The following is a 21171-nucleotide window of genomic DNA, read 5'->3' as shown; positions in this document are numbered from 1 at the left end:
TCTTCAATCCTTTGACGGGAGCCGCCTTCAAGCGGCGCCCGTTCCCTTCCTCTGGCATACTCGACTGGAACCGCTGGCTCATAGGCTGTGCCAATGCCGGCGGCATAGTCGTGGCACAAAGGGGAAGAAGCAGCCGATGGTGGACCAACCGCCGCGCTGTTTCTCAGGAAAGGTGGAGTGTTTTCCATGTCAGTGGTTCTTGAAAAGCAGGACGCGGCGGATCAACGTTCCCGCCGCTCCGGCGGGCGCGAAGCGCGTCGCGCGATGCGGGCAGCGCCGCTCGCCGACGACATCAAACCGGTGCGTGCCGGCCTTGAGGGCGGCAGCTACGGACCACTCAAGGGCAATGATCGCGAGCGCATCCACGAAGCGGTGCTGACGCTTCTGGAGACCGTCGGCTTCGCCAACGCCATCCCCTCCTGCATCGAGGCGCTGACCCGGGCCGGCGCCACCTATGGCGATGACGGCCGCATCCGGTTCCCGCGCGCGCTGGTACTCGAGACGATCAAGAAGGCGGCACGGAATTTCACCTTGCACGGCCAGGATCCCAAACACGACATGATGATCCAGGGCAAGCGCGTGCATTACGGCACGGCGGGGGCCGCCGTGCATCTGGTCGATGTCGAGAAGCGCGAATACCGTGAGTCGCTGCTGCAGGACATCTATGACGCGGCCCGCATCGTCGAAGGGCTCGACAACATTCATTTCTTCCAGCGGCCAATGGTGCCGCGCGACATTCCCGATCCGCTCGAAATGGACTTCAACACGCTCTACGCCTGCGTGATGGGCACGTCCAAGCATGTCGGCACCTCGTTCACGGTGCGCGAGAACGTGCAGCCGGCGCTGGAGATGCTCTACGCGATTGCCGGCGGCGAGGAGAATTTCCGTGCCAGGCCGTTCGTGTCGAACTCGAACTGCTTCGTCGTGCCGCCGATGAAATTCGCCGAGGACGCCTGCGGCGTGCTCGAAGCCTGCGTCGAGGGCGGCATTCCGATCCTGCTGCTGTCGGCGGGACAGGCCGGAGCCACGGCACCCGCGGCGATTGCCGGCGCGGTGGTGCAAGCGGTGGCCGAAGTGCTGGCCGGTCTGGTCTATGTCAACGCCATCAAGCCAGGGCATCCGGCGATCTTCGGCACCTGGCCGTTCGTATCGGACCTGCGCACGGGCGCCATGTCGGGCGGCTCTGCCGAGCAGGCGGTGCTGACCGCCGCCTGCGCCCAGATGGCGCAATTCTACGATTTGCCGGGCGGTTCGGCCGCCGGCATGACGGATTCGAAACTGCCCGACATCCAGTCCGGCTACGAAAAGGGCATCACCGACGTGATGGCCGGCCTTGCCGGACTCAACCTTGTTTACGAATCGGCCGGCATGCATGCCTCGCTGCTCGGCTTCTGCCTGGAAAGCCTGATCATCGACAATGACATGCTCGGTCATTGCCTGCGCTGCGTGCGCGGCATCGAGGTGACCGACGAAGCGCTGTCGATCGCCACCATCGCCGATGTCTGCCTGAAAGGCCCGGGGCACTATCTCGGAAACGAGCAGACGCTACGGCTGATGCAGACGGAATATTTCTATCCGGCCGTTGGCGACCGGTTTTCGCCGAAGGAATGGAATGAGAAGGGCCGGCCCGACATCTTGCAACGGGCGATCATCGAGAAGAAACGCATCCTTGCCGAGCGCTTTCCGCGCCACGTGCCGAAGCTGCTCGACGACAAATTACGCGCCCGCTTCGGCGACATGATCAAGCTGCCGCGCGGCGGCATGGGCGGGTAGCCGCTCCTCGTCAAACAGTCTACTCGGCTGCCAGCCCGTAGCGTTCGACGACTTCGGCGTTGATCAGCTTGGCGTGCAGCGCCATCAGCACGATCTGGGCATCGAGGCCGTCGCCGGTTTCGAGAGCCGCCTCGATCCGGCGCTCCGCGTCGAGCCGCTGTTGCGGACCTTGCGCACGCTCGAAGGTTTCCGGTCCGGCAATGCAGTAGCTGAACAGGGTAGCCACCCGCGGATAGGCCCGCGGCGGCGGTTCCTCGGGCCAGTGGTCCTTCATCAGATTGACGATGGTGAGTTTTACGCCCTCCGGGACCAGGGCCGGATGCAGGTCGGCACCGCGCAAGGCCGCATCGAGCTGCCGCAGATCACCCGAGCGGCCGAACATGCCGAGAAAGCCAAGGGAAGAGCGTCGTTGCGCCATGAGTGTCCAATCCGTTTTCCCACCAGTTAGGTGGTTGGCCGGCGGAATACAAAGATAGTGACCGGCGTCTATCCGCTCACCGCCAGCAGCAAGACGCCGGCCAGGGCCGACCCGGCAAGTGTCGGCAGCATGCCGACCTTCAGCCTGAGGATGGCAATCATGGCGGCGCAGGACAGCAGTGCGGCGCGCCAGTCTATCGACGACGGCACCGGCACGTTCATGCCAAGGCCCAGCTTGCGCACTTCGTGGAAGATAACGTGCAAGGCAAACCATAGAGCCAGGTTCAGGATGACGCCGACCACGGCGGCGGTGATGGCGCCGAGCGCTGCCGACAGGGCCTTGTTGCCGCGCAGGGCCTCGATGTAGGGCGCGCCGAGGAATATCCAGAAGAAGCAGGGCGTGAACGTAACCCATAAGGTCAGCAGCGCTCCAAGCGATCCGCCAAGCAACGGGCCCAGCGAGCCGGAGTGGCGAAAGGCTGCGATGAAGCCGACAAACTGCAACACCAGAATGAGCGGCCCCGGCGTGGTCTCGGCAAGCCCGAGGCCGTCGACCATCTCGCCGGGCGCCAGCCAGCCGAAGGATTCGACGGCCGCCTGTGCGACATAGGCAAGAACCGCGTAGGCGCCGCCGAAGGTGACGACCGCCATCAGGCTGAAGAAGCCGCCTATCTGCGTCCATACGCTGTTTGTCCCGGTGAGCGCCCAGAGCAACAGAACGGGCCCGAGCCAGATCGGCAGCCAGATCGCGATGATGCGCGGCGCATGCCATCTTGTCGGGCTGGCATGGGCCAGTTCGCCGCGCTCGAACATCAAGTCGACCGCGCCCTTGATGTCGGGAGCATCGTTCTTGCCGTGCGCCGCACCGGAAAACAGGGCTGGCGCGACGCGGTTTCCCGCCCATCCCACCATTCCCGCAATCAGGACAATGAGCGGGAACGGAATGCTGAGCACATAGATGCCGAGAAAAGCGCAAAGCGCGATCGCCACCATCACCCGGTTCTTCAAGGCGCGGCGGCCGATGCGGATCACCGCCTCGACCACCACCGCGAGTACGGCGGCCTTCACCCCGAAGAACAGAGACTCGACCAGCGGGACATCGCCGTAGAGCGCATAGAGGATGCTCAAGGTGAGCATGACGAGTGCGCCCGGCACCACGAACAGGATGCCGGCGACGAGACCGCCGACCGTCCTGTGCAGCAGCCAGCCGATGTAGATGGCAAGTTGCTGGGCCTCGGGACCGGGCAGCAGCATGCAGTAGTTCAAGGCGTGCAGGAAACGCTGCTCGCCGATCCAGCGCCGGTCCTCGACCAATTCCTTGTGCATGAGCGCGATCTGCCCCGCCGGCCCGCCGAAGCTCAGCAATCCGATCTTCGCCCAGAGTTTCGTGGCTTCACGGAAGCTCGGGACCGCCGGTGCCTCGACGATGTCGGCATTTTTCGGGGACATGAGGCTGCTCATGTCGGCTTCGCCCCGCTCGGCCAGTTGTGCGTCTCCTCGGTGGCGTCGCGGCACCAGCGGAAGAACGCGTCATAGAGAAGCATCCCCGCCTCCAGCTGTTCCAGATCGTCGCGGAACATGCGTGACAGGCCAAGCGAGGCGGCAAGGAATCCGGCGGCTTGGGGAACGAGATCGAGCCTGGCGGTGTCGGCCGCGCGCACGATCGTGGCAAGGCGATCGAGTGCCTGGGATTCCAGCCCGAACTCCTCGATCATCGTGTCGAAGGTGCAGCGTTCGCCGCGATGGCTCCAGAACACATTGTCGATGTCGAAGGGCACGGCCTGAAAGCGGTCCGCCACAGCAGGCACTTCGGCCGCCTCGACAAAGAGGAAGACCGCATGCGGATCGACGAAGCGCCGGATCAGCCAGGGGCAGGCGATGCGATCGACCTTGGGGCGAGCCCGCGTCACCCAGACGGTGCGGCCTTTTTCATCGCGGGACGGTATCTTGCCGGCGCGGACCAGAAGGCCGCCGACATCGCGCCAGGCCTCGAAACCGCCTTCGAGGGATTCGGCGGCAACGCCCTGGTGCCGCAGCCAGGCGGCCACGCCTTGCGAAAGCTTTTGCCCCTTCTGGCAGACCACAGCCACCTGGCTGCCGGCAAAGTCGTTTGCCCAGGCCGAGACGGTCTTGAAGTTGCGCCGGTGCGAAGCCGGCAGCAGGCGCGGATCGGCTTCGTAGTCGTCATCGATGCGGACATCGACGATTACAGGCGCGCCCGGCAGACCAACCAGACGGGATAGTTGCTGTACGGTAATTTCGGTTGTTGACGGCATGGCGTCCACCTCCTGAAAAGAGAAGCTTGGACGCGAACATTGGGCTGACGCCTCACGGGGTGGTCGCGGTGCACCCCTTGCGATGATGTTGGAATTGTTGGGCGGTCTTGTCAAGGACGCAGCATCCGCGGCTACGCCGTCAGAGCGGCGGCCTGATCGATCAGGCCGCCGGTCCTCGTCCATCCATCATCCGTGACCAGCCAGGAATAATCGACGACTATTCCGTGGAATAATCAGTGATTGTCGCGAGGCACGCCCATGGTATGGGCGACATCCTGGTATTTCACAGCCGACTTCAGCACCATGCCGGCCGAGAACTGGTCGACCATGCCGCGCTGGATCTCCTGCCATGGCGTCTGGTGCTGGGGATAATGGTAGCCGCCATCTTTCTGCAGCTCGGCGCGCCGCCGCGTCATCTCGTCGTCGCTGACGAGGATGTTCGCGGTGCCTTTCCTCAGGTCGATGCGGACACGGTCGCCGGATTTGAGCAACGCCAGACCGCCGCCGACCGCGGCTTCCGGCGAGGCATTCAGGATCGACGGCGAGCCCGACGTCCCGGACTGGCGGCCGTCGCCGATGCAGGCCAGCGCGTGGATACCCTTCTTGATGAGGTAGGCCGGCGGCTGCATGTTGACGACCTCGGCGCCGCCGGGATAGCCGACGGGGCCAGCGCCGCGCATGAACAGGATGGTGTGCTCGTCTATGCCTTGCGCCGGGTCGTCGATGCGGGCGTGGTAATCCTCCGGCCCATCGAAGACCATGGCGTTGCCCTCGAAGGCTTCCGGGTCGTTCGGGTTCGACAGATAGCGCTCGCGGAATTCGGGCGAGATGCCGCTCATCTTCATGATCGCCGAATCGAACAGGTTGCCCTTGAAGTTGATGAAGCCGGCATTGGCCTTCAGCGGCTCGGCCACGGTGCGGATGACATCGGTGTTCTCGTTGGCGACCCCCTTGCAGTTGTCGCCGATCGACTTGCCGTTGACGGTCAGGGCATCGGGGTGCGGCAGCATTCCGGCCTTCATCAGCTCGGCCACCACGGCAGGCACGCCACCGGCGTGATGATAGTCTTCGCCGAGATATTCACCCGATGGCTGCAGGTTGACGATGAGCGGCACCTTGAGGCCGACCTTCTGCCAGTCGTCATTGTCGAGCGGCACGCCGAGATGGCGGGCGATCGCGTTGAGATGGATCGGCGCGTTGGTGGAACCGCCGATCGCCGAATTGACGACGATGGCGTTTTCGAAGGCCGCGCGGGTCATGATGTCGGACGGTTTCAGGTCTTCGTGCACCATGTCGACGATGCGCTTCCCGGTCTCATAGGCGATCTGGCCGCGCTCGCGGTACGGCGCCGGGATGGCGGCAGAACCCGGCAGTTGCATGCCGAGCGCCTCGGCCAGCGAATTCATCGTGGTGGCGGTGCCCATCGTGTTGCAGTAGCCCGTGGACGGCGCCGAAGAGGCAACGATGTCCATGAACTCGTCATAGTCGATCTCGCCGGCCGACAGGCGCTGGCGCGATTCCCAGACGATAGTGCCCGAGCCGGTGCGCTTGCCCTTGTGCCAGCCATTGAGCATCGGGCCGACCGACAGCGCGATGGCCGGGATGTTGACGGTGGCCGCCGCCATCAGCAAGGCAGGCGTGGTCTTGTCGCAGCCGATGGTCAGCACGACGCCGTCCAGCGGGTAGCCATAGAGCACTTCGACAAGGCTGAGATAGGCGAGGTTGCGGTCAAGGGCGGCAGTCGGCCGCTTGCCGGTCTCCTGGATCGGGTGACAGGGGAATTCGAAAGGAATGCCCCCCATCGAGACGATGCCTTCGCGCACGCGCTTGGCGAGCTCGATGTGGTGCCGGTTGCAAGGCGAAAGATCAGAGCCGGTCTGGGCGATGCCGATCAGCGGTTTGCCCGACATCAGCTCGGCGCGTGTCAGCCCGTAATTAAGGTAGCGCTCGAGATAAAGCGCCGTCATTCCCGGATTGTCGGGATTGTCGAACCACTCCTGCGAGCGGAACTTTTTCTTTTTCGTAGGGGCGCCAGCCATCATGGTCTCCGTATTTGTATGACAAATCGATATGACAACGCGCGGATGCAGGCAAGGGGCACGCGTGATCTGAATCCGGACTTTGGTGCGATAGACAGCTATCGAGCCGCGCGCTACGACCAATCCGACATCGGCGATCGGGGAGGTTTTGATGGCTTTGGTGATCGAAGGCGAGGAACGTATCGCCGCACCCGTGCAGAAAGTGTGGGAAGCGCTGAATGACCCGGCCGTCCTGAAGGACGCCATTCCGGGCTGCCAGAGCCTGGAAATGAAATCGGCGACCGAGATGGCGGCAACGGTGGTGCTGAAGATCGGGCCGATCAAGGCGACCTTCAACGGCGAAGTGACGCTGAAGAATCTCAAGCCGCCGCATGCCTATACCATCCAGGGCGAAGGCAAGGGCGGCATTGCCGGCTTCGCCAAGGGCGGCGCCGACGTCACGCTGACCGCCGACGGGCCGGACGCGACGGTCCTCAAATATGCAGCCAAGGCAGAAGTCGGCGGCAAGATCGCGCAGCTCGGCAGCCGGCTGATCGAATCGACCTCGAAGAAACTGGCCGGACAGTTCTTTTCGGCATTCGGCGAGAAAGTCGGCGGCTGATCCCTCCCCTTGAGGGTCACTCAAACACGATGCTCGGCACAGCCGCTTCCGCCGCGCCGCGTTCCTCGTTGACCCTGTCCCAGACCTTGGAAGCGATACCGCGATAGATTTTCGCCTCGGCGCCCTCGGGCTTGGAGACGACCACCGGCGTGCCGGCGTCCGAGCTCTCGCGAATGCCCATTTCCAGCGGCACCTCGCCGAGGAAGGTGACGCCCAGCCTCTCTGCCTCGCGGCGTGCGCCGCCATGGCCGAAAATATCGTAGCGCTTGCCGGTATCCGGGGCGAGGAAGTAGCTCATGTTCTCGACGATGCCGAGCAGCGGCACATCGACTTTTTTGAACATATTGAGACCCTTGCGGGCATCGATCAGCGCCAGGTCCTGCGGCGTCGAGACGATGACGGCGCCGGCCAGCGGCACCTGCTGGGCCATGGTGAGCTGGGCGTCGCCGGTGCCGGGCGGCATGTCGACGACGAGCACGTCGAGCCGCCCCCATTCGACCTCGCGCAGCATCTGCGTCAGCGCCGACATCACCATCGGCCCGCGCCAGATCATCGGCGTCTCCTCATCGACAAGGAAACCCATCGACATCACCTTGAGGCCATAGTTCTCCATGGGCTTCAGAATCTTGCCGTCGACCGTCTGCGGCCGGCCATGGATGTTGAGCAGCCTGGGCATCGAAGGCCCATAGATGTCGGCATCGAGCACGCCGACCCGCAAGCCATTGGCGGCAAGTCCGAGCGCCAGATTGACGGCCGTCGTCGACTTGCCGACGCCGCCCTTGCCGGACGCGACCGCGATGATCGCCTCGATGCCGGGCACACCGCGCTTGCCGTGGCTCTGCGAAGCAGGAGCATGCGGAGCCGCGCGCGGTGCGGCGGCGGGCGGTGCCGGCCTGGGTGCGGGGCGCGATGGAACCGGCGCCTCCATGCCGCCGCCTTTCTTTTCAGCCGTCAGCGCGACGACCGCGCCGGCAACGCCGGGAATGGCCTTCACCACCCGCTCGGCGGCGGCGCGCAACGGCTCCATCTCCGGGGCGCGCGCGGCGGGAACGGTGATCGAGAAGAACACTTTCGAATCGGCAATGAAAATCTCGGAAACCATGCCGAGGTCGACGATGTTGCCGGTGAAATCCGGCCCGTTCACCGTCTTCAGGCGCTCGGTGACGATTTCCTTGGTAATGGACATGGCGGTTATTCCCTGGCGTTCGGCTGCAGCTCACATAGTGCAGAACGCGGACGGCTCCAAGCGCCACGCCGCGACATCACCGGGCCAGGCTGAGCGCCAGGTAGGTGAGAGCGGAAATCGCCGCCGTCGCCGGCAAGGTGACGACCCAGGCGACAACGATGTTGCCGGCGATGCCCCAGCGGACGGCCGAGATACGCCGAGCCGCGCCGACACCGATGATGGCACCGGTGATCGTGTGCGTGGTCGAGACCGGGACGCCGAGCCAGGTGGCTGCGAACAGGGTGATCGCGCCGCCGGTCTCGGCGCAGAAACCCTGCATCGGATTGAGGCGCGTGATCTTCGAGCCCATTGTGTGGACGATGCGCCAGCCGCCCAAAAGCGTGCCCAGCGCCAGCGCCGACTGGCAGGTGAGGACGACCCACAGCGGTACATAGAACGAGGTGCCGAGCATGCCTTGCGAATAGAGCAGCACGGCGATGATGCCCATGGTTTTCTGGGCGTCGTTGCCGCCATGGCCGAGCGAATAGAGCGAGGCCGAAAAGAACTGCAGGACGCGAAACGTGCTGTCGACAGCGAATGGCGTCTGTCGCACGAACAGCCATGAAACCACCAGGACCAGGAGAAGCGCCAGGACGAAACCGGTTGCCGGCGACAGCACGATCGCGGCGACCGTCTTGCCCAGGCCCGACCAGACGATGGCGCCGAAGCCCGCCTTTGCGACCCCGGCCCCAACCAGCCCGCCGATCAGCGCGTGCGAGCTGCTCGACGGAATACCGGCGATCCAGGTGACGATGTTCCAGACAATAGCGCCGACCAGCGCCGAGAAGATCACCGCCGGGGTGACGACACTGACGTCGACGATGCCCTTGCCGACGGTCTCGGCGACATGAAGGCCGAAGAACAGGAAAGCGATGAAATTGAAGAAGGCCGCCCACAGCACCGCATAATGCGGCCGCAGCACCCGCGTGGAGACGATGGTGGCGATGGAGTTGGCCGCGTCGTGCAGGCCATTGAGAAAATCGAAGAACAGCGCCACGGCGACGAGGCCGACGAGCAGGGGAAAGGCGATGGTCGCTTCCATCGCTAGACGTTCTCGATGACGATGCCGCTGATCTCGTTGGCGACGTCCTCGAAACGGTCGACCACCTTCTCGAGCTGGCCATAGATTTCCGAGCCGATCAGATAGGCCATCGCATCACCGCCATTGTGGCGCTTGAACAAATCCTTCAAACCCTGCTCATGCAGGTCGTCTGCCCGGCCCTCGGCACGCATGACCTCCTCGGCGAGTTCATTGAGGCGTGTGCTGTTGGCGCCGACCTTGGCGAGCAGCGGGATCGCCTCCGCGACCAGCTTGGCGGTGTCGACGATGACGCCGCCCATTTCCTGCATCAGCGGATCGAATTCGCGCTTTTCGAACAGCCGCACCGTCTTGACGGTCTTGTGCATCGTGTCGATGGCGTCATCCATCGATTGGATCAGATCCTTGATGTCGCCGCGGTCGAAAGGCGTGATGAAAGACCGCCTCACCGCAAGCAGCACCTGCGCGGTTATGTCGTCCGCCTCGTTTTCGAGATCGATGATCTCCTGGCACCTGCGTTCGATATCCTTGCCCTGGAGAAGCAACTGGAGTGCCTCGGCGCCGGCGACCACGGTACGGGAATGCTGTTCGAACAGGTCGAAGAAGCGATCCTCGCGCGGCAACAGCTTGCGGAACCAGCCCAGCATGTTCGTCCCTCCCTGCGCACCAGTTGCATCCACATAGCGTCGCACGCGGCCGCAGGAAACAGTAAACCGGCTGAAAGATGTGGATCGGCGCCGTTTGAAGGCACAACTTGCGCAAGGGCGCATGTCCTTGACGCTCGTCAAGCGGCTGGGCGGCCCTACTTCAGAAATGGCACGTTCGACGCAGTTCAATGAGGAGGGAACAACCAGGAAAGGAGACGATCATGCTTGAAAACAGCAACGCAACAGCCAATCTCGCGGTCAGGGACCTTGCCAAGGCAAAGGCTTTCTATGAGGGGACGCTCGGCCCGAAACAGGTGCACGATGAGGGCGGCGAATTGATCGTGTACAAAAGCGGCGACACCACCATCAATGTCTATCGTTCCAAATTCGCGGGGACCAACAAGGCGACTGCGGTGACCTGGATGGTCGGCGACAAAATCGCCGATGTCGTCAACGCCCTCAGGTCAAAGGGTGTCACCTTCGAGCATTACGAGATGCCCAGCCTGACGATGGAGGGTGACCTCCATGTCGGCGGCGGCATGAAAGTCGCATGGTTCAAGGATCCGGACGGCAATATCCTCAATCTCGTGGACCGGTAAATCTCGGGATCGGGCAGCGCGGCGCGAGAGTTTTCCTATGCATGCCGTCACCCCAAAACCGAAGTCACTTTTGGGCGACATGCATTGGATGATTGGGCACGGCACCATCTGGCGCGCCGCCGCCGCGCCGGATAGCCTCCGCCAATGATCGACAAGCTGGAATTCTTCATCGCGCTGGCCAGGGAAGAGCATTTCGGCCGGGCCGCGGAAGTGTGCGGCGTCACCCAGCCGACGCTGTCGGCCGGCATCAAGCAACTGGAAGGCCAGCTCGGCGTCATGCTCGTCCTGCGCGGCTCGCGCTTTCAGGGCCTGACGCCGGAGGGCAAGCAGGTGCTGGTGTGGGCGCGCCGCATCGTCGGTGACTCCAGGACCATGCGCGAGGAGATGCGGGCGGCGCGCCACGGCCTTTCCGGCCGCATCCGTATTGCCGCCATCCCGACAGCATTGGCCATGGTGGCCAGATTGACGACGCCCTTTCGAGACAAGCACCCGGGTGTCACCTTTTCGGTGCTGTCGCGAACCTCGATCGAAGTGCTTTCGCTGCTCGGCAATTTCGATGTCGATGCCGGCATCACCTATCTCGACAACGAACCGCTGGGACGGGTGACCAGCGTGCCGCTCTATGACGAGCGCTACCAATTGATCACCGCAATCGGCAATCCCTATTCCGACCGCGACAAAGTGACATGGGCCGAGATCAGCCAGCTGCCGCTTTGCCTGTTGACGCCGGACATGCAGAACCGCCGCATCATCGACCAGCACCTGGCCGAAGCCGGCGTGCAGGTGCGGCCGACGCTGGAATCGAATTCGATGATCGTGCTGTTTTCGCACATCCGAACCGGCAAATGGTCATCGATCATGCCGCTCAACCTTGCGGAAACATTCGGTTTTTCCGAACCGATCCGGGCCATTCCGATCGTCGAGCCCGATGCCAGCCACACGGTCGGGCTGGTCGCCGCACCGCGTGAGCCGCACACGCCGCTGGTCCAGGCGCTGCTGGACGAGGCGATGGCGCTGGCAGACGATTTCCGGGCGCACCGCTAGGCTAGACAATGCTAGCTGAAGCCCATCGATAGAGATTTTCTATCGAGCAACGAAACCGCTTTATTGATTTCGCGGGTTTCCTCTGATTTTGTAAAGACTTAGCGCTAAAAGCTATCGACCAGGGAGGGCGCTGCATGACGATGCAGCCTGCAAGTACCGAGATCGCGTCACGCACTGCGGCGATTATCCAGGAGTTGAAGGACCTCGAGGGTCCGTTGCTGCCGATCCTCCACGGCATTCAGGAAGAGTTCGGCCACGTACCGCACGACGCCGTGCCCGTGATTGCCGATGGGCTGAACCTGTCCAGGGCCGAGGTGCACGGCGTCGTCACCTTCTATCACGACTTCCGCGCCCGCCCGGCCGGCCGGCACGTGCTCAAGCTCTGCCAGGCGGAAGCCTGCCAGTCGATGGGTTCGGACGCGGTCGCAGCCAGGATCAAGCAGTTGCTCGGTATCGATTTCCACGAGACCACGCGTGACGGATCGGTTACGCTCGAGCCGGTCTATTGTCTCGGACTGTGCGCCTGTTCGCCGTCGGCGATGCTGGACGGCGAGGTGATCGGACGGCTCGATGACGAAAAGATCGACGAGATCGTAGCCGAGGTGCGCTCATGACCCCCCGCATCTATATTCCCGGCGATTCCGGCGCGCTGGCGCTGGGCGCGGAAAAGGTCGCCAAGGCGATCGCAAATGAACTCGCCGAACGCGGCATCGAGGCCAAGATCGTGCGCAACGGCTCGCGTGGCGCCTATTTCCTCGAACCGATGGTCGAAGTGGCGACAGCCAATGGCCGTGTCGCCTACGGGCCGGTGAAGCCGTCTGACGTGAAGAGCCTGTTCGACAGCGGCTTCCTCAAGGGCGGACATCACAAGCGCTGGCTCGGCGCGCCCGACAAGATCCCGTTCCTCGCCAAGCAGACACGGCTGACCTTCGCGCGCTGTGGCATCAACGACCCGTTGTCGCTCGATGCCTACAAATCGCTCGGCGGATTGAAAGGCCTGCAGAATGCAGTGGCCATGGCGCCCGCCGACATCGTCAGCCAAGTGACCGACTCCGGACTGCGCGGCCGTGGCGGCGCCGGCTTCCCGACCGGCATCAAGTGGAAGACGGTGCTCGATACGACATCGGAGCGCAAATACATCGTCTGCAACGCCGACGAGGGCGACAGCGCCACCTTCGCCGACCGCATGATCATGGAGGGCGACCCCTTCGTGCTGATCGAAGGCATGGCGATTGCCGGCATCGCCACCGGCGCGACCAAGGGCTTTGTCTACATCCGCTCGGAATATCCGCATGCGGTGGCAACAATGAACAAGGCCGTCGAGATTGCCCGCAAGCACGGCGTGCTCGGCGTCAATGTGCTGGGTTCGCCCAATGCCTTCGACATGGAAATCCGCGTCGGCGCCGGCGCCTATGTCTGCGGCGAGGAAACCTCGTTGCTCAACAGCCTGGAGGGCAAGCGCGGGGTGGTGCGTGCCAAGCCGCCGCTGCCCGCGATCCAAGGCTTGTTCGGCAAGCCGACGGTGATCAACAACGTCATCTCGCTGGCTTCCGTACCTATCATCATGGACAAGGGCGCCGCCTTCTACAAGGATTTCGGCATGGGCCGCTCGCGCGGCACGATCCCGATGCAGATCGCCGGCAACGTCAAGCAAGGCGGCCTGTTCGAAACCGCTTTCGGCCTTACGCTGGGCGAGATCGTCGACGATATCGGCGGCGGCACGTCCACCGGACGTCCGGTCAAGGCGGTGCAGGTTGGCGGCCCGCTCGGCGCCTACTTCCCGCGCGCGCTGTTCGACACGCCGTTCGACTACGAAGAATTCGCCAAGCGCGATGGACTGATCGGCCACGCCGGTATCACGATTTTCGACGATACCGCCGACATGCTGAAGCAGGCACGCTTCGCCATGGAATTCTGCGCCATCGAAAGCTGCGGCAAGTGCACGCCTTGCCGCATCGGCTCGACGCGAGGCGTGGAAACCATCGACAGGCTCGCCGCCGGCATCGAGCCGGAGAAGAACCTCGCTCTGGTCACCGACCTCTGCAACACGATGAAGTTCGGGTCACTCTGCGCGCTGGGCGGCTTCACGCCCTACCCGGTGATGAGCTCGATCACGCATTTCCCCGAGGATTTCAAGCCCGCGCCGGCGCGCGTGGCTGCTGAATAGGAGCTGGCAGATGAACATCAAGGCCGACTTCCCGACGCTCATCGAAGAACTCGATTACGGAACGCCGCAATCGAAGGCTGAGAAACAGGTCACGCTGACCGTCGATGGCCGCAGCATCAGCGTGCCGGAAGGCACGTCGATCATGCGTGCGGCGATGGAAGGCGGGGTCGAAATCCCGAAACTCTGCGCCACCGACATGCTGGACTCCTTCGGTTCCTGCCGCGTCTGCCTCGTCGAGATCGAAGGGCGCGGCGGCACGCCGGCCTCCTGCACGACGCCGGTCGGCGAAGGCATGGTGGTGCGCACGCAGTCGGACAGGCTCGACGCCATCCGCCGCGGCGTCATGGAACTCTATGTCTCCGACCATCCTACCGGCTGGAACGAGAAGGCCGGAACCGGCGCCAGCGAGTTCGATGTGGTGGCGAAGTCCGTCGGCCTGACCGAAAACCGCTACGGCGTCGAGGGCCGCAACCACGTCAAGGAAGAAAACGGCGTCGCGCCGGGCCATGGCTCGCTTGCGGTCGACTACATCGCCCGCGACGAATCCAACCCTTATTTCACCTATGATCCGGCGCAGTGCATCGTCTGCTCGCGCTGCGTGCGCGCCTGCGAAGAGGTGCAAGGCACTTTCGCGCTGACCATCGAGGGCCGCGGCTTCGAATCGCGCATGGTCGCCGGGATGCACGAGGACTTCATCGCTTCCGAATGCGTGTCCTGCGGCGCCTGCGTGCAGGCCTGCCCGACCGATGCGCTGCGCGAGAAGACCGTGCTCGAAAAGGGCCTGCCGGAGCGCTCCGCCGTCACCACCTGCGCCTATTGCGGCGTCGGCTGCTCGTTCAAGGCCGAAGTGAAGGGCGACGAAGTCATCCGCATGATGCCCTACAAGGAAGGCATGGCGAACCACGGCCATTCCTGCGTCAAGGGCCGCTTCGCCTATGGCTACGCCACGCACAAGGACCGCATCCTGTCGCCGATGATCCGCGAAAAGGTCAGCGATCCCTGGCGCGAAGTGAGCTGGGAAGAGGCGATCGCCCATACGGCCAAGGAATTCCGCCGCATCCAGTACCAGTACGGCCGCACCGCGATCGGCGGCATCACCTCCTCGCGCTGCACGAATGAGGAGACCTATCTCGTCCAGAAACTGGTGCGGCAGGGCTTCCGCAACAACAATGTCGACACCTGCGCGCGCGTCTGCCATTCGCCGACCGGTTACGGCCTCGGCCAGACCTACGGCACCTCGGCCGGCACGCAGGACTTCGATTCCGTCGAATTCACCGACGTCGCCGTCATCATCGGCGCCAATCCGGCTTCCGCGCATCCGGTGTTCGCCTCGCGGCTGAAGAAGCGGCTGCGCCAGGGCGCCAAGCTGATCGTGCTCGATCCGCGCCGCACCGAGATGGTCAAGTCGGCGCATGTCGAAGCCGACTACCATTTGCCGCTGAAGCCCGGCACCAATGTCGCCGTGCTGACGTCGCTGGCGCATGTCATCGTCACCGAGGGCCTTTTCGACGAAGCCTTCATCCGCGAGCGCTGCGACTGGACGGAATTCCAGGACTGGGCATCCTTCGTCGCCCTGCCGGAAAACAGCCCCGAAACCGTGGGCAAGCTGTCCGGCGTCGATCCCGAGCTGATCCGCGGCGCCGCGCGCCTCTACGCCAAGGGCGGCAATGGCGCGATCTATTACGGCCTCGGCGTCACCGAGCACAGCCAGGGCTCGACCACGGTGATGGCGATCGCCAACCTCGCAATGGCCACCGGCAATATCGGCCGCCCGGGCGTCGGCGTGAACCCGCTGCGCGGCCAGAACAACGTGCAGGGCTCGTGCGACATGGGCTCGTTCCCGCATGAGCTGCCGGGCTACCGGCACATTTCGGGCGACGCGGTGCGCGACATCTATGAGAGCCTGTGGGGCGTGAAGCTGGACGACGAACCCGGCCTGCGCATCCCCAACATGCTGGATGCCGCCGTCGACGGCTCCTTCAAGGGCATTTACATCCAGGGCGAGGACATTTTGCAGTCCGATCCCGACACCAAGCATGTCGCCGCCGGCCTTGCCGCCATGGAATGCGTGGTCGTGCACGACCTCTTCCTCAACGAGACGGCGAACTACGCGCACGTCTTCCTGCCCGGCTCGACCTTCCTCGAGAAGGACGGCACCTTCACCAATGCCGAGCGCCGCATCAACATGGTGCGCAAGGTGCTGGAGCCGAAGGCGCGCTACGCCGATTGGGAGGCGACGCAGGAGCTCGCCCGCGCCATCGGTCTCGACTGGAACTATACGCATCCGGCCGAAATCATGGACGAGATCGCCAAGACGACGCCAAGCTTCGCCAATGTCTCCTTCGACCTGCTCGACCGCGTCGGCTCCGTGCAATGGCCCTGCAATGACAAGGCGCCGCTCGGCACGCCGATCATGCATGTCGACGGCTTCGTGCGCGGCAAGGGCAAGTTCATCCGGACCGAATATGTGGCGACGGACGAAAGAACCGGACCGCGCTTCCCGCTGCTGCTGACCACCGGCCGTATCCTCAGCCAGTACAATGTCGGCGCGCAGACACGGCGCACCGAAAACGTGATGTGGCACTCCGAGGATCGGCTGGAAATCCATCCGCACGACGCAGAAAATCGTGGCCTGCGCGATGGCGACTGGGTGCGGCTGACCAGCCGTTCGGGCGAGACGACGCTGCGCGCGCTGATCACCGACCGGGTGTCGCCGGGCGTGGTCTACACCACCTTCCACCATCCCGACACACAGGCCAACGTCATCACGACCGACTTTTCCGACTGGGCGACCAACTGCCCGGAGTACAAGGTGACGGCGGTGCAGGTCGGCGCGTCCAACGGCCCGTCCGAATGGCAGCGCGACTATGACGAACAGGCCAAGCAGAGCCGCCGTATCGCTCCGCTGCAGGCGGCGGAGTAGTCTTGGCCGCGCGCCGCAAAGCGACAACGCAAATTTCGCGGCTGGCGCATCGCGCCAGCGGCACGGCCGCGGCCAACCGCATGGTGCCTGAAGAAACGCCGGTGGCGTTCTCCTTTGCCGGCACCACGCATGCGGTGATGATGGCGAGCCCAGCCGATTTCGAGGATTTCGCGCTCGGCTTTTCGCTGACCGAAGGCATCATCGCCGAGCCAGAAGAGATCGAAGCCATCGAAGTGGAAGATCACGGCCCCGGCATCGACATCCAGATCCGGTTGAAGGACCAGGCCAATACGCGTTTCGAGGCGCGGCGGCGGCGGCTTGCCGGACCGGTCGGCTGCGGGCTCTGCGGCATCGAATCCATCGAGGAAGCAATGCGCTCGGTCGATGCGGTCGGTGCGTCAAGGCTTACGCTTGAGGCCGAAGACATCACCCGTTCGGTCAAGCTGCTGTCGAAGGTGCAGCCACTGCATACCGAGACGGGGGCCGTGCACGCCGCCGGTTTCTACGTGCCCGGCAAGGGCGTCGTCATGGCGCGCGAGGATGTCGGTCGCCACAATGCGCTGGACAAGCTGGCGGGCGCGCTGGCCAAGGCCAATATCGATGGCGCATCGGGCGCTGTCGTGGTGACCAGCCGTGTTTCGGTCGAGATGGTGCAGAAGACGGCGGCGATCGGTTCTGCCTTCATCATCGCCGTTTCCGCGCCCACCGCACTTGCCATCCGCACGGCGCAGGAAGCCGGCATGACGCTGGTGGCGTTGGTGCGCGGCGACGATTTCGATGTTTTTACCCACCCTGACCAGGTGATCTCCGGAGTTGCCCAGCATGTCGCATGACGAAGACCACATCATGAGCACCAGAGAAAAGCTGGTGCGCATGGCCAACCAAATCGCCGCCTTTTTCCACTCCAGGCCACGCGAGGAAGGCATTGCCGGCGTCGCCGAGCACATCAACAAGTTCTGGGAGCCGAGGATGCGGCGCCAGTTCTTCGAGATGCTGGACAGCGGCGGTGAGGGGTTCGACGAACTGGTTGTGGTCGCCTCGGCCAGGATCAAGCGGCCGATCACCCCGGCAGAGGCCGATCTCAAGCTCGGCCTCAAGGCCTTCCCGGCCGACGTCGCAGCCTCGCAAAAATAGCCGCCGGGCCGCGCCGTTTATATTCCGCGTCGCTAAAGTTTAGGCTGCCGCACCCGGCGCGGCTCTGCTATGGTTGGCGATCAGAAATCGTCAGGCCGGGCGGACAACCTCGTGAGGCCGATCGAGACCCGTTACGCCCTTAGCGGCGAGGTGCGGATCGCCTACCAGGTGGTCGGGCAGGGGTCGTTTGACCTCGTCTTCGTCCCCGGCTTCATTTCCAATCTCGACCTGCATTGGGAAGACGAGGTTATACCAGACTCTTGCGGCGGCTTTCGGCCTTCTCACGGCTGATCCTGTTCGACAAGCGCGGTACGGGTCTCTCGGACCGCGTCGATGTCCATCACCTGCCCAGCCTCGAGACCCGCATGGATGATGTGCGCGCGGTGATGGACGCAGTCGGCAGCGGCCGTGCCGCACTGCTCGGCGCTTCCGAGGGAGCGCCGCTGGCGATGCTGTTCGCCGCCACCTATCCGGAGCGGACGCGGGCCCTGGCGCTCTATGGCGGCTATGCGCATTTCCACAAATGGGTGATGCCGCCGGAACGCCTCAACGCCTTCATCGTTACGGCCGAGACTGCCTGGGGCACCGGTGCCACCTTGCCGAATTTCGCGCCGGGCCGGGTCGACGACGCGCATTTTACCCAGTGGTGGGCCCGTTTCGAGCGGCTGTCGGCGAGCCCGACGGCAGCGGCGGCGCTCGCGCGAATGAATGCGGAAATCGATATACGTGGAGTGTTGGCGGCGATCAGGGCGCCGACGCTGCTGATCCATCGCCGCAACGATGCGCGGGTCGATCCAGACGCCAGCCGCTTCCTGGCCAGGAAAATCCCGAATGCGCGGCTGGTCGAGATTCCAGGGCGCGACCATCCGATCTGGACCGGCGATGTCGACCGGGTGGCCGACCTGATCGAAGAATTCCTGACCGGCGAGCGCGCCGTGGCAGGAGCCGAGCGCGTCCTGGCCGCCCTTCTGGTGACACGCATCTACGACACTGCACGGCTGGGCGACAGGATGTGGAGCGAACGCAGCGAGCATTTCCACGAAACATGGCGGACACTTGTGGCGCGCCATGGCGGGCGCTGCGCGGACATGCACGGCGAAATGATGATTTCGCGCTTCGACGGCCCGGGGCGTGCCTTACGCTGCGCGGCGGCGCTACGCGACGCGGCGCAGCAAATCGGGGTGGCAAGCGCGCAAGGGGCGCATGTCGGCGAGATCGAATCGCGTGGGGCCCCAGCAGGATTGACGGGCCGCGTGACGATACAACTCGCTGCTCACGCAGGGCGCGGCGAGATATTGGCGTCGAGGCTGGTCGCCGATCTGGCAGTCGGCTCGGGACTTCATTTCGTCGATCGCGGGCGTGTCGACATCGACGAGTTGGAGGAGCCGCTGGCGCTCGTACTTGCGATGTCCGAACAGCACCTGGAGCCGGCGTGCCGGCCGAAGACCAGGGCGACCGAGCCGGCTTGCCTGACCACACGCGAGAGCGAAGTCGTGAATTTGATCGCCGATGGCAAGAGCAATGCGGCGATCGCCGCTGAACTCAGGCTGAGCGAGCACACGGTCAAGCGCCACGTCGCCAACATACTGCTCAAGCTCGACCTGCCATCGCGAGCGGCGGCAGCGGCATTTTCAATCAGGCACGCTGGCCCGGACGGGCCATGAGAGCCATGGCGCTTTCGGGCGAAGCGGCCATACCGATGTAAGCGCTATCAATCTCCCCCATGCAGGCCACGCGGATATCACCCGGAAGGCGCTGCGAACGGAGGATGAAATGCCCAAGTCAAAGCTGAATCTCAGATTACTTGTGATCGCGGCAGGCATTGGCGCGCTGTCAACGCTCTCTCCCGCAAAAGCCGAGGATGCATCGGCGACCGCCGCCTACAAGGACATCCAGGCGACGCTCGGCTCGGTGCCGGATATGTTCAAGACACTGCCCGACGTCGCCATCGCCGGCGCCTGGGCCGAGATCAAAGGCGTCCAGCTCAACCCCAAGACCGCGCTCGACGGCAAGACCAAGGAGTTGATGGGGCTCGCGGTCGCGTCGCAGATCCCGTGCCAGTATTGCATTTATTTCCACACCGAAGCCGCCAAGCTCAACGGCGCCAGCGACGAGGAGATCAAGGAGACGATCGCGATAGCGGCAATCGTTCGTCATTGGTCGACAATCCTCAACGGCAGCCAGGTCGATCTCGCGACCTTCAAGAAGCAGACCGACGACGTGTTCGCGGCCGTGAAGGCCAAGTCGCAGTGAAGCCCCCGGCCCGGCGATGAGCGCCGGGTCGCACCTCAAAGCATCAACCGCCCGATCGTGTAGATGGGCATATGGAGGATGAAATGCTGACCAAGACCCAAACGGTGGACGGCGCGGCGATAAAAAAGGCGATCGAAGGCCGTGACGGAAAGATGCTGTCGAGCTTCTATGCCGACGATGCGCTGGTGCGGGTGATCGACCGCAACAACCCGCCGAGCAAGCCACGCGAAATCCGTGGGCGCGCGGCGATCACGACGTTCTGGGACGATATCTGCAGCCGGGCGATGACCCACAAGGTCGACACCACCATCGCCAACGGCGACAGCCTCGCCTTCACCCAGGCCTGCGCCTATCCGGACGGCACGAAAGTGTTCGCCGCGGCAATGCTGGAGCTGAAGAACGGGCAGATCGCACGGCAGACCGTCGTGCAGGCCTGGGATGAGTAGATCAACCGCGGGCTCAACCGCAATCTCGGAGGAGAACCAACATGTTCAGCGCCAGATGGCAGATCGACGCCAGGTTCGGACACAAGCAGACCGTGCTCGAACTGCTCAGAAAATGGGAACTCGAGATCGGTTCGCAGGTCGGCCTCGCCGACCTCCAGTTCCAGATCATGACCGGCTCGATCGGCGCGCGGGAGGCGACGGTCGAATCCCACCACCAGGTCGAGAGCCTGGCCCAGCTGGAGGCGTTTTTCGCCAAGATCGGCAAGATCGACGCACACGTCAAATGGGGCAAGGAGATGGAGCCCTATGTCGTGTCGGGCACCAGCTTGTGGAACATCTATCGCATCGTGGAGTAGCAAACGCGGCCGCAGCTCTCCCCTTGCGGGAGAGGTCGGATTGCCCGGATTTGTCCTTCACAAATCGGTTGGCAATCCGGGTGAGGGGTAAGTTGGCGCCAAGCTGGAACACCCCTTGTGTGTTTGGAATCGTGCATTGTTGAGGGTGCCACGGACCAGGTGCTTGCCTGATCCGTGGCGGCGGTCGAGAGCCCGTCACCCCTCAGGTGGCTTAAACCGTGGATGAGCTGGG

General features: G+C 63.9%; 20 protein-coding genes. 13 read left to right on the top strand and 7 right to left on the bottom strand.

Translation table 11 applies throughout. The annotated features are described in order from the left end of the window. Window positions 1–186: 186 nt before the first annotated feature. A complete protein-coding gene (locus tag EN808_RS21095; protein WP_135916823.1) occupies window positions 187–1773 on the top strand; it encodes a trimethylamine methyltransferase family protein in 1587 nt (528 codons plus the stop codon). A gap of 19 nt (window positions 1774–1792) precedes the next feature. On the opposite strand, the gene EN808_RS21090 is transcribed toward EN808_RS21095, so the two are convergent. From EN808_RS21090 to EN808_RS21075, 4 genes are all read right to left on the bottom strand, one after another. Beyond that, window positions 1793–2191 carry a hypothetical protein gene (locus EN808_RS21090; RefSeq protein ID WP_127870684.1) on the bottom strand — a complete coding sequence of 133 codons (399 nt, stop codon included), beginning with the start codon at window positions 2189–2191 and terminating at the stop codon, window positions 1793–1795. 68 nt (window positions 2192–2259) lie between these two features. After that, the gene (chrA, locus tag EN808_RS21085; protein WP_135916822.1) at window positions 2260–3651 is read right to left on the bottom strand and encodes a chromate efflux transporter; all 1392 of its coding nucleotides are present in this window, start codon (window positions 3649–3651) and stop codon (window positions 2260–2262) included. After that, window positions 3648–4466: a sulfurtransferase/chromate resistance protein gene (locus EN808_RS21080; RefSeq protein ID WP_135916821.1), complete on the bottom strand. Its 819-nt coding sequence runs from the start codon at window positions 4464–4466 to the stop codon at window positions 3648–3650. Before EN808_RS21080 ends, chrA begins: the two co-directional genes overlap by 4 nt. A gap of 233 nt (window positions 4467–4699) precedes the next feature. Continuing rightward, the gene (locus EN808_RS21075; RefSeq protein WP_135916820.1) at window positions 4700–6505 is read right to left on the bottom strand and encodes an IlvD/Edd family dehydratase; all 1806 of its coding nucleotides are present in this window, start codon (window positions 6503–6505) and stop codon (window positions 4700–4702) included. Window positions 6506–6656: 151 nt separating this feature from the next. Between EN808_RS21075 and EN808_RS21070 the strand changes: the two genes are divergently transcribed. After that, window positions 6657–7106 carry a carbon monoxide dehydrogenase subunit G gene (locus EN808_RS21070; RefSeq protein WP_127276411.1) on the top strand — a complete coding sequence of 150 codons (450 nt, stop codon included), beginning with the start codon at window positions 6657–6659 and terminating at the stop codon, window positions 7104–7106. Window positions 7107–7122: 16 nt separating this feature from the next. Here EN808_RS21070 and EN808_RS21065 read toward each other — a convergent pair whose 3' ends face one another. The 3 genes from EN808_RS21065 to EN808_RS21055 form a co-directional block, all read right to left on the bottom strand. After that, complete coding sequence (locus tag EN808_RS21065) at window positions 7123–8292, bottom strand: Mrp/NBP35 family ATP-binding protein (protein ID WP_135916819.1); 1170 nt, start codon at window positions 8290–8292, stop codon at window positions 7123–7125. A gap of 76 nt (window positions 8293–8368) precedes the next feature. Continuing rightward, the gene (locus EN808_RS21060) at window positions 8369–9373 is read right to left on the bottom strand and encodes an inorganic phosphate transporter (protein ID WP_127870681.1); all 1005 of its coding nucleotides are present in this window, start codon (window positions 9371–9373) and stop codon (window positions 8369–8371) included. A 2-nt stretch (window positions 9374–9375) separates the two neighbouring features. Beyond that, entirely contained in the window at window positions 9376–10017 is a 642-nt protein-coding gene (locus EN808_RS21055; protein WP_135916818.1) for a DUF47 domain-containing protein, read from the bottom strand. A 221-nt stretch (window positions 10018–10238) separates the two neighbouring features. Between EN808_RS21055 and EN808_RS21050 the strand changes: the two genes are divergently transcribed. The 11 genes from EN808_RS21050 to EN808_RS21000 all read left to right on the top strand — a co-directional run bounded on the left by EN808_RS21050 (window position 10239) and on the right by EN808_RS21000 (window position 20939). Beyond that, window positions 10239–10616 (top strand): VOC family protein, encoded by a 378-nt coding sequence (locus EN808_RS21050; RefSeq protein ID WP_135916817.1) that lies wholly within the window; start codon window positions 10239–10241, stop codon window positions 10614–10616. A gap of 144 nt (window positions 10617–10760) precedes the next feature. Further along, the gene (locus tag EN808_RS21045) at window positions 10761–11660 is read left to right on the top strand and encodes a LysR family transcriptional regulator (protein ID WP_127276421.1); all 900 of its coding nucleotides are present in this window, start codon (window positions 10761–10763) and stop codon (window positions 11658–11660) included. Between the two features lie 134 nt (window positions 11661–11794). Further along, entirely contained in the window at window positions 11795–12274 is a 480-nt protein-coding gene (locus EN808_RS21040; protein WP_127276423.1) for a formate dehydrogenase subunit gamma, read from the top strand. Beyond that, window positions 12271–13827, top strand: a complete 1557-nt coding sequence (locus EN808_RS21035) for an NADH-quinone oxidoreductase subunit NuoF (RefSeq protein ID WP_135916816.1) — start codon at window positions 12271–12273, stop codon at window positions 13825–13827. The genes EN808_RS21040 and EN808_RS21035 overlap by 4 nt, the downstream gene beginning before the upstream one ends. A 10-nt stretch (window positions 13828–13837) precedes the next feature. Next, window positions 13838–16750, top strand: coding sequence for a formate dehydrogenase subunit alpha (gene fdhF, locus EN808_RS21030; protein ID WP_135916815.1), 2913 nt, complete (start codon window positions 13838–13840; stop codon window positions 16748–16750). Window positions 16751–16752: 2 nt separating this feature from the next. Beyond that, window positions 16753–17583 carry a formate dehydrogenase accessory sulfurtransferase FdhD gene (gene fdhD / locus EN808_RS21025; RefSeq protein WP_135916814.1) on the top strand — a complete coding sequence of 277 codons (831 nt, stop codon included), beginning with the start codon at window positions 16753–16755 and terminating at the stop codon, window positions 17581–17583. Then, window positions 17573–17884: a formate dehydrogenase subunit delta gene (locus tag EN808_RS21020; protein WP_135882945.1), complete on the top strand. Its 312-nt coding sequence runs from the start codon at window positions 17573–17575 to the stop codon at window positions 17882–17884. Before fdhD ends, EN808_RS21020 begins: the two co-directional genes overlap by 11 nt. A 260-nt stretch (window positions 17885–18144) precedes the next feature. Then, the gene (locus EN808_RS21015) at window positions 18145–19548 is read left to right on the top strand and encodes an alpha/beta fold hydrolase (protein ID WP_245525112.1); all 1404 of its coding nucleotides are present in this window, start codon (window positions 18145–18147) and stop codon (window positions 19546–19548) included. A 109-nt stretch (window positions 19549–19657) separates the two neighbouring features. After that, window positions 19658–20137, top strand: coding sequence for a carboxymuconolactone decarboxylase family protein (locus EN808_RS21010; RefSeq protein WP_135916813.1), 480 nt, complete (start codon window positions 19658–19660; stop codon window positions 20135–20137). Between the two features lie 83 nt (window positions 20138–20220). Next, entirely contained in the window at window positions 20221–20583 is a 363-nt protein-coding gene (locus EN808_RS21005) for a nuclear transport factor 2 family protein (RefSeq protein ID WP_135862229.1), read from the top strand. Between the two features lie 41 nt (window positions 20584–20624). After that, a complete protein-coding gene (locus EN808_RS21000; protein WP_135916812.1) occupies window positions 20625–20939 on the top strand; it encodes a hypothetical protein in 315 nt (104 codons plus the stop codon). The last annotated feature ends 232 nt before the right edge of the window (window positions 20940–21171 follow it).

This window comes from Mesorhizobium sp. M8A.F.Ca.ET.165.01.1.1, from assembly GCF_004792065.1.
Taxonomy (GTDB): Bacteria; Pseudomonadota; Alphaproteobacteria; order Rhizobiales; family Rhizobiaceae; genus Mesorhizobium.
This window is presented reverse-complemented; position numbering and strand designations above follow the sequence as displayed.